Here is a 14,849-nt window from a genome sequence, read left to right on the forward strand (position 1 = left end):
GCACCATGCTGCACTCGAGATTCGTCGTCCCCGGTCGGTCGACCGCGCACGTCGCGTTCACCGACCGGCACGGCGGGTACTCGAGCGGCGACTTCTCCTCGTTCAACCTCGCCCGCCACGTCGGCGACGATGAGGAGCTCGTCGCCGCCAACCGCTCCGCCCTCGCCCAGGTCCTCGGGCTGAGTGCGGAGCGTCTCAGCTTCGTCTCCCAGGTCCACGGCACGGCCGTCCACCACGTCACCGACACCGCCGACGTCCGTGCCGGCGCCGAAGCCGACGCCCAGGTGAGTGCGCTTGCCGGGGTCGGCCTGGTGATCATGGTCGCCGACTGCACGCCGATCCTCCTCGCCGACACCGAGGCGGGAGTCATCGGTGCCGTCCACGCCGGGCGGCCGGGAATGGCCGCAGGCATCGTCCCCGAGACCCTGGCGGCCATGCGCGACCTCGGGGCTCGTGAGATCCATGCCGTGATCGGCCCCTCCGTGTGTCCGCGCTGCTACGAGGTCCCGGCGTCCCTGCGCGACGAGGTCGCCGCGGTCGAACCCGTCGCCGCCTCGGTCTCGGTCTCCGGCACCCCCGCCCTCGACGTCGCCGGGGCCGTGGCCGAGCAGCTGCGCCGCGAGGGTGCGGTCATCGACCACTTCTCCCGCACGTGCTCGCGCGAGTCCGAGGACCTCTACTCGTACCGTCGCAGCCGGCGGACGGGCCGCTTCGCCGGCGTCGTTTGGCTGCAGTGACCCCGTCGCCTCGAGGGATGTGAGGATTTTTCCGCACGACACACCGCGACGGCACCGCCTGCGGAAGCGGAGAGTGCGATAGTTTGGCCGCAGATGTCGAAGTGCCGCAGGCCAGAGGAGCGTTAGGTATGTCAGCAATCAAGAAGACTCTCGAGTACCTGGGATTCGTCGAAGAGGACGACGAGACCCAGACTCCCGAGCGACGGAACCGCGAGGTCGTCGAGAGCTACGACGAGCCCGAGCGTGCGAAGGAGCCCGCCCCGGTCGACGAGCGTCCGCCCGCGCAGGTGACGCCGATCCACCCGACACCGATTCGTCCCGTTGACACTCCGGCGCCAGGAACCTCCATGAATCGCATCAAGACCATCCATCCCCGCAGCTACAACGACGCCATGGTCATCGGCGCGGCCTTCCGCGACGGCACCCCGGTGATCATGAACCTCTCGGAGATGGACGAGAACAACTCGAAGCGCCTCGTCGACTTCTCCGCCGGCCTCATCTTCGGCCTCCACGGCTCGATCGAGAGGGTGACGAACAAGGTGTTCCTCCTCACCCCGGAGAACATCGAGGTCAGCGGAGAGAGCGAATCCGACGCGGACACGCAGGCGAGCTTCTTCAACCAGAGCTGAGCCGGTCTGAGCAGATCCTCAGGTCGACCGTATAGTCTGGTCGACGACAGATCCGCACCGACGAAAGGCACGAGGATCCCACGTGGCCATCATCTTCTACATCCTCGGCACGGCACTCAGCCTCTACGTGTACGTGCTGCTCGCCCGAGTCGTGCTCGATCTCGTGCAGGTCTTCTCCCGCGACTGGAAGCCGCAGGGCTTCTTCCTCGTCCTCGCCGAGATCGTCTACACGCTCACGGATCCGCCGCTCAAGCTCCTGCGGAAGGTCATCCCTCCGCTGCGCCTGGGGCAGATCTCGCTCGATCTCGGGTTCATCGTCCTCCTCATCGGCATCCAGATCATCGCCTCGTTCCTCTTCGGGCTCTCGCGCTCGGGCGTGTGAGACTGCGGCAGGGGACCTGACGGGCGGAGAAGTTCGCCCAGTTCGGCGTGGCGGAGCATTTCTGCACGACAAAGCGGCAGGTGTTACGCTAATGTGACGTTGAAGCCGTCCCATGTGGGCGGCAGTGAAATGAATGCAGATCGACCAAAGGTGACCTCATGGCGCTCACGCCTGAAGACGTAGTAAACAAGCGGTTCCAGCATGTGAAGTTCCGCGACGGATACGACCAGGACGAGGTCGACGATTTCCTCGACGAGGTCGTCGTCGAGCTCCGCCGTCTCTACCAGGAGAACGACGAACTGCGTCAGAAGCTCTCGGCCGCCGAACAGCGCGTCAAGGAGCTCGAAGCCGGTGGCGGCTCCGCCAAGGCCGCGCCCGCGGGTGACATCGACGCCACTCAGGCCATGCCCGCCGCCGTTCCTGCGCCGGACTCGTCCAAGGACGCTCCCGCCCCGAAGGCCGAGAAGGCTCCCGAGGCTCCGTCTGCTCCCGCCGCCGACGAACCCAAGGCCCCGGTCGTCAAGGAAGCCGCCCCGGCTCCGAAGACGAACGACTCCGCTCCCGCCGTCTCCGCCGCGGCCCCGGCCGCCGCCGCTGGTGCAGCGGGCGCCGGTGCCGGTGCCGCCGCCGCGGGCGGCAACGACTCGCACGGACTCATCGCGCTGGCCCAGCGGGTCCACGACGAGCACGTCGCCGAAGGTGAGCGCAAGCGCGCCGAACTCATCAAGGGTGCGGAGAAGGAAGCACAGGACATCGTCGGCAAGGCCGAGGCGAAGCGCGACGAGACCCTGTCGAGCCTCGAGACGCAGAAGTCCCAGCTCGAGCGTTCGATCGACCAGCTGTCGAACTTCGAGCGCCAGTACCGCACGCGTCTGAAGAGCTACCTCAACGATCAGCTGCGTGACCTCGAGAACTCGACGAGCCTCGCTCCCGAGACCCTCGACGGCAACTCGTTCGGTTCCTCGAACCACAAGCTCTGATCTCCGAGCGCCTCGCTGGGGCCGGACGACCGATGTCGTCCGGCCCCAGCGTCGTCTCCGCGCAGACCGCGGTCTCAGGGAGTCCGCGGAACTCTCAGCCGGTGCACATTCGTCCGGTGCCGCGGCGGCACATTCCGGTCGGTCGGGTCGGCTAGAATGATCCGAATGAACGATCACCGCCCGGAGCCGCGACGGCGGCTGCTCGTCATCCTCTTCGGCCTGGCCGCGGGAATCCTCGTCATCGACCAGGTGCTCAAATTCCTCGCCGTGACCTTCCTCGAGGGCCAGCCGCCGATCCCCGTCATCGGCTCACTCGCCGGATTCACCTTCTACCGCAATCCCGGCGCCGCACTCGGACTCGGCTCCGGAGTGACGTGGATCTTCCCGCTCATCGCCATCGCCGTCTTCGCTGCGATCCTCGTGATGTCGCGCAAGCTCGGCTCCCGCGTCTGGGCGATCGGTCTGGGGATGCTGCTCGGCGGACTCTTCGGCAACCTCGTCGACCGGCTCTTCCGTCAGCCCGGCTTCCTCCGCGGCGCCGTCGTCGACTACATCGACCTCTCGCTCTTCATCTGCAACTTCGCCGACATCGCGATCTCCGCGGCAGCGGTCACCCTCGTCATCGCGAGCATCCGCGGGATCGAACTCGACGGCTCGCATCGGCGCAGCGAGGAGAGGACCAAGGAGGACCTCCATGACTGAGCGCTCGATCCTCGTCCCCGAGGGCCTCGACGGGCAGCGGGTCGACTCGGCCCTGTCGAAGCTGCTGGGACTCTCCCGCACGGCCGCCGCCGACATCTGCGCCGACGGCGGGGTCGAACTCGACGGGAGTCCCGTCGGCAAGTCCGACCGTGTCACCTCCGGCGCCCGCCTCGACGTCACGCTGCCCGAACCCAAGCGCCCGCTCGAGGTCGTCGCCGACCCCGTGCCGGGGATGCGCATCGTCCACGACGACGACTCGTTCGTCGTCGTCGACAAGCCGGTCGGGGTCGCCGCCCATCCCGCGATCGGGTGGACCGGGCCCACGGTCGTCGGCGGCCTCGCGGCGGCCGGCTTCAGGATCGCGACCTCCGGCGCATCGGAGAGGCAGGGCATCGTCCAGCGCCTCGACGTCGGCACCTCGGGACTCATGGTCGTCGCGAAGAGCGAATACGCCTACAGCGTGCTCAAACGCGCCTTCAAGGATCGGACCGTGTCGAAGACCTACCACGCGCTCGTCCAAGGCCTGCCCGACCCCGTGCTCGGAACCATCGACGCCCCCATCGCCCGACATCCGCGCCACGACGGGCTCTACGCGGTCCACAGCGAGGGCAAGCACGCGATCACCCACTACGAGGTCATCGAAGCCCACCGGCGGGCGGCACTCCTCGAGATCCACCTCGAGACCGGGCGGACGCACCAGATCCGCGTCCACTTCTCCGCTCTCAAGCACCCGTGCGCCGGGGACCTGCCCTACGGGGCCGATCCCGTGCTCGCGAAGGACCTCGGGCTGCAGCGGCAGTGGCTGCACGCCGTGGGCCTCGGCTTCCACCACCCGGAGTCGGGGGAGTGGGTCGAATTCGAGAGCGAATACCCCGACGATCTCCAGCACGCTCTCGACACGATCCGCCAGGGCTGAGACACGCCCGGACGGGGCCCCGACCGGTGTCCTTCGGGGTCGCCGAGATCACCTCAGCCGTGTCCCCGGCATGGTCTAAGCTGGGTGGGCAGACAGGCCCGCATCCGAGGGAAGGCAGCCCGTGCCGAACGACGATTTCGTCCATCTCCACGTCCACACCGAGTACTCGATGCTCGACGGGGCGGCCCGCCTCGGCGACCTCATGGCGGCGACGAAGGCCTCGGGGATGTCGGCCATCGCGACGACCGACCACGGCTACCTCTTCGGAGCCTTCGACTTCTGGTCGCAGGCGACCAAGGCCGACATCAAGCCGATCATCGGCGTCGAAGCCTACGTCACTCCCGGCACCGACCGGACCGACAAGACCCGGGTGAAGTGGCGCACCGACGAATCGCAGAAGTCCGACGACCTCTCCGGCGGCGGCCTCTACACGCACATGACCCTGCTGTCGAAGGACAACACGGGCATGCGCAACCTCTTCAAGGCCTCCTCGCATGCCTCCCTCGACTCCGTCACCGCGAAATGGCCCCGTCTCGACCTCGACCTCCTGCAGAACTACTCCCAGGGCCTCATCGCCACCACCGGCTGCCCCTCGGGCGAGATCCAGACCCGACTGCGCCTGGGCCAGTACGACGAGGCGAAGGCCGCGGCGGGCAAGTACCGGGAGATCTTCGGGGCCGAGAACTACTACTGCGAACTCATGGACCACGGGCTCTCGATCGAGAAGCGGGTGACCAAGGATCTGCTCCGCCTTGCCGGAGAGATGGACATCCCGCTCGTGGCCACGAACGACCTCCACTACACCCACGAATCCGATGCGAAGGCGCACGAGGCGCTGCTCGCCATCCAGTCGGGTTCGAAGCTCATCGAACCCACCTACGACCAGGGCGGGTCCCGCTTCGCCTTCTCCGGTTCCGGCTACTACCTCAAGACGCCGGCGGAGATGCGGGCGCTCTTCCGCGAGATGCCCGAAGCCTGCGACAACACCCTGGAGATCGCGGAGAAGTGCGAGGTCTCCTTCGACACCTCGGCGAACTACATGCCGAAGTTCCCGTGCCCTCCCGGCGAGGACGAGACGTCGTGGCTGATCAAGGAGGTCGAGAAGGGCCTCGAATACCGGTACCCCGACGGCATCCCCGACGACGTGCGCAAGCAGGCGGACTACGAGCTCGACATCATCATCTCGATGGGCTTCCCCGGCTACTTCCTCGTCGTCGCCGACTTCATCAACTGGTCGAAGGACAACGGCATCCGGGTCGGGCCAGGCCGTGGCTCGGGTGCCGGATCGATGGTCGCCTACGCGATGCGCATCACCGATCTCGACCCGCTCCAGCACGGACTCTTCTTCGAGCGCTTCCTCAACCCGGACCGTGTGTCCATGCCCGACTTCGACGTCGACTTCGACGATCGTCGCCGCGGGGAGGTCATCGAGTACGTCACCCGGAAGTACGGCGACGAGAGGGTGGCGATGATCGTCACCTACGGCACGATCAAGACGAAGCAGGCGCTCAAGGACTCCGCCCGGGTGCTCGGCAAGCCGTTCTCCCTCGGCGAGAGGCTGACGAAGGCCCTGCCGCCGGCGGAGATGGCCAAGGACATTCCGCTCGCCGACATCGAGAACCCCGAGTCGAAGCGGTACAAGGAGGCCGGGGAGTTCCGCGAATTCGTCGCCACCGACCCCGAGGCGAAGGAGACGTTCGAGACGGCGAAGGGCCTCGAGGGACTCAAGCGCCAGTGGGGCGTCCACGCGGCCGGCGTCATCATGTCCTCGGACCCGATCATCGACGTCATCCCGATCATGCGCCGCTTCCAGGACGGCCAGGTCATCACCCAGTTCGACTACCCGACCTCAGAGGGCCTCGGGCTGATCAAGATGGACTTCCTCGGTCTGCGGAACCTCACGATCATCTCCGACGCCGTCGAGAACATCAAAGCCAACCGGGACTTCGACCTCGATCTCGAACACCTGGAGCTCGACGACCGGGGCGCCTACGAACTCCTCACCCGCGGGGACACGCTCGGCGTCTTCCAGCTCGACGGCGGCGGCCTGCGCGCGCTGCTGCGGATGATGAAGCCCGACAACTTCGAGGACATCTCGGCGACGCTGGCCCTCTACCGTCCAGGCCCGATGGGTGCGGACTCGCACACGAACTACGCCCTGCGCAAGAACGGCCTCCAGGAGGTCACCCCGATCCATCCGGAGCTCGCCGAACCGCTCAAGGAGATCCTCGACACGACCTTCGGCCTCATCATCTACCAGGAGCAGGTGATGGCGATCGCGCAGAAGGTCGCCGGCTACTCGCTCGGTCAGGCCGACATCCTCCGGCGCGCGATGGGCAAGAAGAAGAAGGCCGAGCTCGACAAGCAGCAGGTCGGCTTCTTCGGGGGCATGAAGGAGCGCGGATACTCCGAGGCCGCCGCGCAGGCGCTCTGGGACATCCTCCTGCCCTTCTCCGACTACGCGTTCAACAAGGCCCACTCCGCGGCCTACGGAGTCGTCTCCTACTGGACGGCCTACCTCAAGGCGCACTACACGGCCGAATACATGGCGGCCCTGCTCACCTCGGTGGGCGACAACAAGGACAAGCTCGCGATCTACCTCAACGAGTGCCGCCGCCTCGGGATCACGGTGCTCCCGCCCGATGTCAACGAGTCCGCACTCCACTTCACCCCGGTCGGCGAGGACATCCGCTTCGGCATGGGCGCGGTGCGCAACGTCGGCGGCAACGTCGTCGACGGCATCGTCGCCGCGCGTGAGGAGAAGGGCTCGTACACCTCGTTCACCGACTTCCTCGACAAGGTCCCGAGCCACGTGTGCAACAAGCGCACGATCGAATCGCTCATCAAGGCCGGAGGCTTCGATTCGCTCGGACACACCCGCCGCTCCCTCGTCGAGGTCCATGAGGAGGCCGTCGACTCGGTCATCGGCGTCAAGCGCAAGGAGGCGATCGGCGAGTTCGACCTCTTCGCCGGCCTCGACGGCGGCGACGACGGGCCGAGCTTCTCCGTCGCGATCCCCGACCGCCCCGAGTGGGAGAAGAAGGAGAAGCTCGCGTTCGAACGCGACATGATCGGCCTCTACGTCTCCGACCATCCCCTCAACGGCCTCGAAGGGGTGCTCGCCGCAGAGTCCGATGCCTCCATCGCCGAGGTGGTCGACCCCGAATCGCACCGCCCCGACGGTTCGCAGATCAAGGTCTGCGGGATGATCACCCAGGTCACGAGGAAGGTGTCGAAGAACTCCGGCAAGCCGTACGCGATCGTCACGCTCGAGGACCTCGACGCCGAGGTCGAGGTGATGTTCTTCGGAGACACGTACGAACCGGTCGCGAGCCTGCTCGCCACCGACCTCGTCATCTCCCTGACCGGGCGGATCCGTCAGTCCGACGACCGGCCGACCTCGCTCATGGCGATGTCGATGACGATCCCCGACATCACGGATCCCGGCGACCGGCCGCTCAACCTCATCGTGCCGATGGAGAAGGCGACCGAGGAGATGGCCGAGAAGCTGCGGCGCATCCTCGAAGCGAACAAGGGCCACACGGACGTCCACCTCGTCCTCACCCAGCCCGGCCGGCAGACCGTCATGCGTCTCGACCGGTCGATCCGCGTCGACCCGAACCCGAGCCTCTACGGCGACCTCAAGGCACTCCTCGGCTCCCGCTGCCTCAGCGCCTGATGCGGCGTCGGGAGCCCGCGACCGCGGGACTAGAATGGTCTGGTGAACATTCTCGACTTCCGCGGTGAGACCCTGAGCCGACGATTCCTCCGGCAGCGACTGCCTCGGGCGGCGGAGACCCATGCCGACGTCGAACGGCGGGTCGCCGAGCTCCTCGACTCCGTCGCAGTCGGCGGCTCGAGTGTCGTCGCCGACCTCACCGAACGCTTCGACGGAGTCCGTCCGGAGACGCTGCGGGTGCCCGCCGAGGCGCTCGCGCAGGCGGCGGCCGACCTCGACCCCGAGGTCAGGGCCGCGCTTGAGGAGACGATCGAGCGCACCCGCCGCGTCGCTGCCGACCAGGTGCCCACCGACGTCCGGACCGAACTCGGTCCCGGAGCCGAGGTGACCACCCGCAGCCTGCCCATCGAACGCGTCGGCCTCTATGTCCCCGGCGGACTCGCCGTCTACCCGTCGACGGTCGTCATGAACGTCGTCCCCGCGCAGGCCGCAGGTGCCCAGTCGCTGGCGATCGCCAGCCCTCCCCAGGCCGACGGCCTCCCGCACCCGGTGGTCCTCGCCACCGCCCACATGCTCGGCGTCGACGAGGTGTGGGCGATGGGCGGAGCGCAGGCGATCGGGGCGCTGGCCTACGGCTTCGACGACGCCGAGGTGCTCGAACCGGTCGACCTCATCACCGGCCCCGGCAACGCCTACGTCGCCGCGGCGAAGTCGCTCGTACGCTCGCACGTGGGCATCGACGCCGTGGCCGGGCCGACCGAGATCATCGTCCTCGCCGATGCCACGGCCGATCCGGCCTTCGTCGCAGCCGACCTCATCAGCCAGGCCGAGCACGACGAACTCGCCGCTTCCGTGCTCGTCACCGACTCGCAGCCCCTGCTCGAGGCGGTGGAGGCCGAGCTCGAGCGGCAGGTCCCGGAGGCCGCCCATGCCGAGCGGATCCGCACGGCCCTGGCCGGCAGCCAGTCCGCCCTCGTCCTCGTCGACGACCTCGACGACGCGATCACCGTCGTCAACGCCTACGCCGGTGAGCACGTCGAGATCCACACCGCCGACGACCGCGCCGTGGCCGCACGGATCGTCAACGGGGGAGCGGTCTTCGTCGGCCCGTACGCTCCGGTCTCGCTCGGCGACTACTGTGCAGGATCGAACCACGTGCTCCCGACCATGGGCACCGCCGCCCACGGTTCGGGTCTCGGCGTCCATTCGTTCCTCAAGGTCAGCCAGGTCATCGACTATTCGCGTCCGGCGCTCGGCGAGGTCAGGGACCATGTCGTGGCGCTCGCGCGGACCGAGAACCTTCCGGCCCACGGACGTGCCGTGGCCATCCGCTTCGAGGAGTGATATGCGCTGTCCATTCTGCCGGGAGTCCGATTCCCGGGTGGTCGATTCGCGGACGAGCGAGGACGGGGCGGCGATCCGCCGTCGGAGGCAGTGCCGCCATTGCGGACGCCGCTTCACGACGATGGAGGCGACGAGCCTGTCGGTGATCAAGCGCTCCGGCGTGACCGAGGAGTTCTCCCGCCAGAAGATCATGTCCGGCGTCCGCAAGGCCTGCCAGGGCCGCCCGGTCGGCGACGACGACCTTGCGAAGCTCGCCCAGAAGGTCGAGGAGGACATCCGCTCGAAGGGGATCGCGGAGATCGACGCGGACGAGGTCGGGCTGAGCATCCTCGAACCGCTGCGCGAACTCGACCAGGTCGCCTACCTGCGCTTCGCGAGCGTCTATCAGGGCTTCGATTCGCTCGAGGACTTCGAAGCGGCGATCGATTCGCTGCGCGCCGATGCGGCCCTGCGCTCCGGCGATTCACGTCAAGCGGTGCCCGAGGACTTCGAGGACTGAAGATTCTTCGGAAAATCTCGCCCGGGATTCCGCGATCACGTCCATAGTTGTGTACCATTGTCAGTGCGCGCCTATGGTGCGTGGCCGCTTGCGGTTCGGAGGGGAAGCCGAACCGTCAAGCGGCCTTCTACGTTCCCGGGCAGTGAGCGGCGATTCCGGCCGTTCGTGCTGGTGAGAGCAGAAGAAGTCCCCACGCAACGACCATGGTCGTCGCGTGGGGACTTCGTGTCAGTCGAGACCGAGTTCGGCGAGCTCCGTCGGTGCGGCGGCGAGCACGCCGAGGCGGTCCGTCGTGCGGGTGAGCGCGACGTAGAGCGCGCCGACACCCTCGTCGCCGCCCACGGGCGCGATGAGCCCCGGCTCGACGATGAGCACCGAATCGAACTCGAGGCCCTTGGCCTGCTGCGGGGTGATCACCGCGATCTGATGGTCGAGCCCGGCCGCCGAGCGCCCGACGTCGAAGCCCGCGAGCACCTCGGCGACGGAATCGAGAAGGACCTCGGGGGCGATGACGGCGATCTTCCCACCCGCGACGGCATCGACCTCCTCCGCGGTCGCCTCGGGGAGGCCCGCGATGACGGCCGCGGTGTCGGGATAGGACACCAGCCTCGGCGGGTGCCCGCCCTGACGCACGGACTCGACGAGCTCGAGCTGCGGGAAGTGGCGGTGGAGGTAGGAGTTGGCGAGATCCATCACCGCCTGCGGGGTGCGGTAGGAGACGGTGAGGACCTCGAGGGCGAAGCGGTCGCCGACGAACTCGGAGAGGATCGATCCCCAGGTCCGGGAGCTGTCGCTGTGCGAGGCCTGCGCGAGGTCGCCGACGAGGGTCGCCGACTTCGAGGGCACGCGGCGGAAGAGGACCCGCCACTGCATCGGCGAGAGCTCCTGGGCCTCGTCGACGACGAGGTGGCCGTACGTCCATTCCCGGTCCTCGATCGCGCGTTCGGCGAGCGTCGTCGCCGGTCCCTCCTCGGCCCACCGCGCGGCGAGGGTCTCGGCGCTGACGATCGACGAGGTCTCGGTCATGTCGACGACGGCCTCGGCGTACTCCCGGGCGGATTCGTCCCGGGCCGCGGTCTGCTGCGGGGTCGAGCCGAGCAGCTCCGCGAGCTCGTCGAGGAGGGGAGCGTCCTCGATCGTCAGCGGCGCGTCGACCGGGCGGATGAGCTCTGCCTGCTCGTCCGGGGTGAGCACGCCTGCCGCAGCAGCCTCGAGTTTGTGGGGTTTGGTCAGCAGCGCGCGGAGGGCATCGCCGGGGCTGATGGGGAACCACGCGAGATTGAGCGCGCGGCGGACGTCGACGGCGGAGCGCAGCTCGTCGAGGAGCTCCGGCAGCCGCTCGCCCGCGCCGTCGAGTCCCATCTGCACGGCGAGGTCCTCGGCGAGGGTCTTGAGCAGGCCCGAGACGAAGCCGGTGCGCGCTGCGTTGTGGGGGTCCCCGCTGCGGCGGGCGCGCTCCCTGGCCGAGCGCACGTCCTTGCGGCGCAGGAGCACCGTGTGGGCTCCCACCCGGAGCCGTTCGTCGTGCTCGGGCACCCGCTCGTAGTTGGCGATGTGGTGGGCGAGCACTCTCGCCATCGCGGAGCGTCCCTTGATCTCGGCGACGACGGGATCGTCGGAGATCTCGGTGTCGAGACCCGGGTAGAGCTGTCCGGGGGTGAGCAGCAGCGCACCGGTCTCGCCGAGGCTGGGCAGGACCTTCTCGATGTACTTGAGGAACACCGGAGAGGGGCCGACGAGGAGGACGCCGGACTTCGCGATCCGCTCGCGGTGCCGATAGAGGAGGTACGCGGCGCGGTGGAGGGCGACGGCGGTCTTGCCGGTGCCCGGTCCTCCCTGGACGACGAGGACGCCCTGGAGGGGCTGGCGGATGATCGCATCCTGCTCGGCCTGGATGGTCGCGACGATGTCACCCATCCGGCCCGTCCGATGCGTGGTGAGTGCGGCGATGAGGGCGCCCTCACCCTGGAGCGCCGAGCGCTGGGAGTCGTCGAGCGCGTCGATGTCGAGGACGTCGTCCTCGACATCGGTGACCCGGCGGTTCTTCGTCACGAGGTGGCGGCGGCGCACGACGCCTTCCGGGTTCGCCGCGGTCGACTGGTAGAAGGGCTCGGATGCGGGAGCGCGCCAGTCGATGAGGATCTGCTTGCGGTCGGCGTCGGTGAGTCCGATGCGCCCGATGTAGCTCGGTTCGTCCGAGTCCCTGAAGTCGAGGCGACCGAAGCACAGTCCGTCCTCAGCGCTGTTGAGGCGGATGAGCTGGTCCTCGTACAGGGTGGCGAAGGCGTCGCGTTCGCTGCGGTGCTGGTGGTTTCCCCCGACCTCGGAGATCCGGACGGTCCCCAGACGGGCGGTGGTCTCATCGCGCAGCTCGTCGAGTCGTGCGTAGAGTTCGTCGAGCTTGCTCTGTTCGACGCGGATTTCTGAAGTCTCGCTCATCTCACCTTCCAATCGGCATTCAATTATGCCGAACTTTGGGCGACGGGAGTAGTCGGGCCGTCACCTGGACGGTGTGTTCGCCGTCACTGAGGTGCTCACCTGCCGAATCGGGCGCGCAGCTCCTCTGCGCTCAGCCACCGCGCCATCGTCGCCGCCGTGCGCAGCGAACGGTCGAGCGCCGAATCCGGCAACGGCTCCTGTGCCGCGGCGACGACGACGTTGCCGCGGCGCCTGCCTTTGAGGACCCCGGACTCGGAGGCGGCGGCGACATGGGAGAACGCCGAGCCGGCGGCTTCGAGCTCGGCCCGCAGCACCCGATGGTCGCCGGAATCGGGAACATTGGCGAGGAAGAGGCCTGCGGGGCGCAGGACGCGAGCGCATTCGGCATAGAACCCCGGGGTCTGCAGGCTCTCGGGAACGGAGTCGTGGGAGAACGCGTCACGGACGATGACGTCGGCGGTGTCGTCGCGGAAGGCCGCGATCTCCTCGGCGGCGTCCCCGGCGCGCAGCGCCAGGGCGGGGGAGCGGGGAAGGGCGAACCAGGTCCGGACATGCTCGATGAGCACGGGGTCGATGTCGATCGCCGTCTGTCGTGAGCCGGGTCGGCGGGCATCGAGCGCGCGGGCCAGCGCGCAGCCTGCGGCACCGAGGTGGATCGCCCGCAGCGAGCCGTCGGGAAGGGCGGCCTCGATGATCCGTGACATCCAGTCGAGGTATTCGAAGTCGAGCCTGGCGGGATCGCTGAGCGTGATCGACGACGACGGCACGCCGTTGACGTGGAGGACGTAGCTGTCGGGTTCTCCGTCGACCTTCTCCAGCCGGGCCTCCCCGGTTGCGATCGGAACGACCTGTGTGCTCGGGGCTGTGAATATCCGTCTCTTCGCCACCCCTCACTTCTATGCCAGTTCGCCGCCGAGGGCAATTCGCCGCCCGGGCGCGTGTGGACGGCGACGCCGACTCGTGTGCGCTCGGCCTGTGCACGGCCAGGCTCCGTCCACAGCCGGGACCGCGGCTCTGGCGCACGGCCGGGACGGGGGAGTCGACTGTGGGCATGGACACGCCAGCGAAGACGGCCGAGGATCTCATCGGGATCGTGCCGCACACCCTTGGATACACCCCGGCGAGCAGCCTCGTCGCCATCCTCGTCGTCACCGACGGCGACGGCGTGCAGTCGTGCGGGACGACGATGCGCGTCGACTTCGACCTCGAGACGGCTGCGATGACGCTCGCGGAGGGAGGTGAGTGGTTGCGCGATCTCGTGTGCCGGGCGTGTGCGCCGAGCGGGGTCTTCCTCATCCTCTACGACGACGACTACATCCCCGCCGGTGCCGTCCCCGAGCGCTTCGGGCCGACCCGTGGGCACGGGGACGGGGTCGGCGATCGTGTCGGGTTCGGGGACGGTGCCGGCGGGGACAGCGTCTGCGACGACGATGCCGACGAGGACTGGTTCGATGAGGACTATGCGGGACTGCACCGCGGACTCGTGCGCGCCGCGACCGATGAGATGGCGACGGCGCTCGGCGATGCGGGCATCGCGACCCTGAGCGCGTGGTGGGTGAGCGGCGGACGCTTCGGTCGCATCGACGACGGCGAGGATCCCGGCACCGACATCGCCCTCGCCCAGTCCTCGGCGTGCGCGACCGAGCTCGTCTCGACCGGATCCGCCCCGGCCGCCGGGCCCGCGGACCTCGTCGTCCGACCGGTGGACGCCGAGGCGGCTGCCGAGTACCGCAGCGGCGCCGCCGATCCCCGCCCGAGCGTCGAGGAGAGCTTCGGCCGCCTCGGCGAGATCTATCCGACCCTGCTCGAGATGCGGGCGGGGACCGAGGCCTTCGACCGGGAGCGACTCGAGGCGCTCATGACCCCCGACGTGGTCTGCGCCTTCGACCGCCTGCTCGCGGCGAAGTGGTCGCGCGACGCCCTCGAGATGATCCTCAGCTTCGACCACCCCGACTTCCTCCCCAAGCGGATGTGCCGCCTCGCCCCGGCCGAGCTCGCCCGCGCGGCCCGCCGCGCCGGGGCCTCGCGGCTGGCCGCCGAGCAGATGATCGGCCTGTCCGCGCGCGCCCCGCAGCCCCGCGACATCCTGCTCGCCATCGACCTGTGCGAGGCGTACGTCCACTGGTCCGGTCCCGAGACGCTCGCGACCGCCTACGGAGTGATCGCGTGGTTCCACTGGTCGCTCGGCGGATCGACCCTGGCCGAGCAGTACGCGTTCGCCGCGCTCGACCACGACCCGCACCATTCGCTGGCCGAACTCCTCGTCTCGGCGATCGGTCAGGGGTTCCTCCCGCAGTGGCTCATGCCCGAACCGCGGGGAGCACGCGACCTCTGACGCGGCGGGACGCCGCGCCGGCAGGAACCGGCCGCGGAATGGACAGGACACGGAATAACGTGCGAGGATTGTGCGTTGACCCTGTCATTGCATAGTGGGACAGTTCTGCGATCGTCCCCGCGGGCACGAACTCTGCGCCCTCTTGACAAGGGTCTTAGTAGTGTCCTGGTGCAATCGGGAAGTATGAACGCTCGCGAAAGGTGTACA

The 14,849-nt window shown here is 68.4% G+C and carries 12 protein-coding genes; 10 read left to right on the forward strand and 2 right to left on the reverse strand.

The window, feature by feature from the left end; genetic code table 11:
• Positions 1-5: 5 nt before the first annotated feature.
• From pgeF to nrdR, 9 genes are all read left to right on the forward strand, one after another.
• Positions 6-737, forward strand: coding sequence for a peptidoglycan editing factor PgeF (pgeF, locus tag EZE58_RS14895; RefSeq protein ID WP_131247801.1), 732 nt, complete (start codon positions 6-8; stop codon positions 735-737).
• Positions 738-865: 128 nt separating this feature from the next.
• Positions 866-1,366 carry a cell division protein SepF gene (gene sepF, locus EZE58_RS14900; protein ID WP_063250181.1) on the forward strand — a complete coding sequence of 167 codons (501 nt, stop codon included), beginning with the start codon at positions 866-868 and terminating at the stop codon, positions 1,364-1,366.
• Between the two features lie 82 nt (positions 1,367-1,448).
• Positions 1,449-1,748, forward strand: a complete 300-nt coding sequence (locus tag EZE58_RS14905; RefSeq protein ID WP_009379920.1) for a YggT family protein — start codon at positions 1,449-1,451, stop codon at positions 1,746-1,748.
• Between the two features lie 158 nt (positions 1,749-1,906).
• Complete coding sequence (locus tag EZE58_RS14910) at positions 1,907-2,728, forward strand: DivIVA domain-containing protein (RefSeq protein ID WP_063250180.1); 822 nt, start codon at positions 1,907-1,909, stop codon at positions 2,726-2,728.
• 165 nt (positions 2,729-2,893) lie between these two features.
• A complete protein-coding gene (locus EZE58_RS14915) occupies positions 2,894-3,430 on the forward strand; it encodes a signal peptidase II (protein ID WP_009379916.1) in 537 nt (178 codons plus the stop codon).
• Positions 3,423-4,346, forward strand: a complete 924-nt coding sequence (locus EZE58_RS14920) for an RluA family pseudouridine synthase (RefSeq protein ID WP_063250178.1) — start codon at positions 3,423-3,425, stop codon at positions 4,344-4,346. The genes EZE58_RS14915 and EZE58_RS14920 overlap by 8 nt, the downstream gene beginning before the upstream one ends.
• Before the next feature lie 121 nt (positions 4,347-4,467).
• Entirely contained in the window at positions 4,468-8,025 is a 3,558-nt protein-coding gene (dnaE, locus tag EZE58_RS14925; RefSeq protein ID WP_167560841.1) for a DNA polymerase III subunit alpha, read from the forward strand.
• 39 nt (positions 8,026-8,064) lie between these two features.
• The gene (gene hisD / locus EZE58_RS14930) at positions 8,065-9,369 is read left to right on the forward strand and encodes a histidinol dehydrogenase (RefSeq protein ID WP_100227506.1); all 1,305 of its coding nucleotides are present in this window, start codon (positions 8,065-8,067) and stop codon (positions 9,367-9,369) included.
• A 1-nt stretch (position 9,370) separates the two neighbouring features.
• Positions 9,371-9,868 carry a transcriptional regulator NrdR gene (nrdR, locus tag EZE58_RS14935; RefSeq protein ID WP_063250176.1) on the forward strand — a complete coding sequence of 166 codons (498 nt, stop codon included), beginning with the start codon at positions 9,371-9,373 and terminating at the stop codon, positions 9,866-9,868.
• Positions 9,869-10,096: 228 nt separating this feature from the next.
• On the opposite strand, the gene EZE58_RS14940 is transcribed toward nrdR, so the two are convergent.
• Both EZE58_RS14940 and EZE58_RS14945 read right to left on the reverse strand, forming a co-directional pair.
• Complete coding sequence (locus tag EZE58_RS14940) at positions 10,097-12,307, reverse strand: UvrD-helicase domain-containing protein (protein WP_095376589.1); 2,211 nt, start codon at positions 12,305-12,307, stop codon at positions 10,097-10,099.
• A gap of 95 nt (positions 12,308-12,402) precedes the next feature.
• On the reverse strand, positions 12,403-13,194 hold the full coding sequence (locus EZE58_RS14945; protein ID WP_095376561.1) for a fused MFS/spermidine synthase: 792 nt from the start codon (positions 13,192-13,194) through the stop codon (positions 12,403-12,405).
• A 164-nt stretch (positions 13,195-13,358) separates the two neighbouring features.
• Here EZE58_RS14945 and EZE58_RS14950 point away from each other — a divergent pair, with 164 nt between their 5' ends.
• Positions 13,359-14,642, forward strand: coding sequence for a DUF4192 family protein (locus EZE58_RS14950; RefSeq protein ID WP_167560842.1), 1,284 nt, complete (start codon positions 13,359-13,361; stop codon positions 14,640-14,642).
• Positions 14,643-14,849 lie beyond the last annotated feature (207 nt).

Source organism: Brevibacterium sp. LS14 (assembly GCF_012027885.1).
Taxonomy (GTDB): Bacteria; Actinomycetota; Actinomycetes; order Actinomycetales; family Brevibacteriaceae; genus Brevibacterium; species Brevibacterium casei.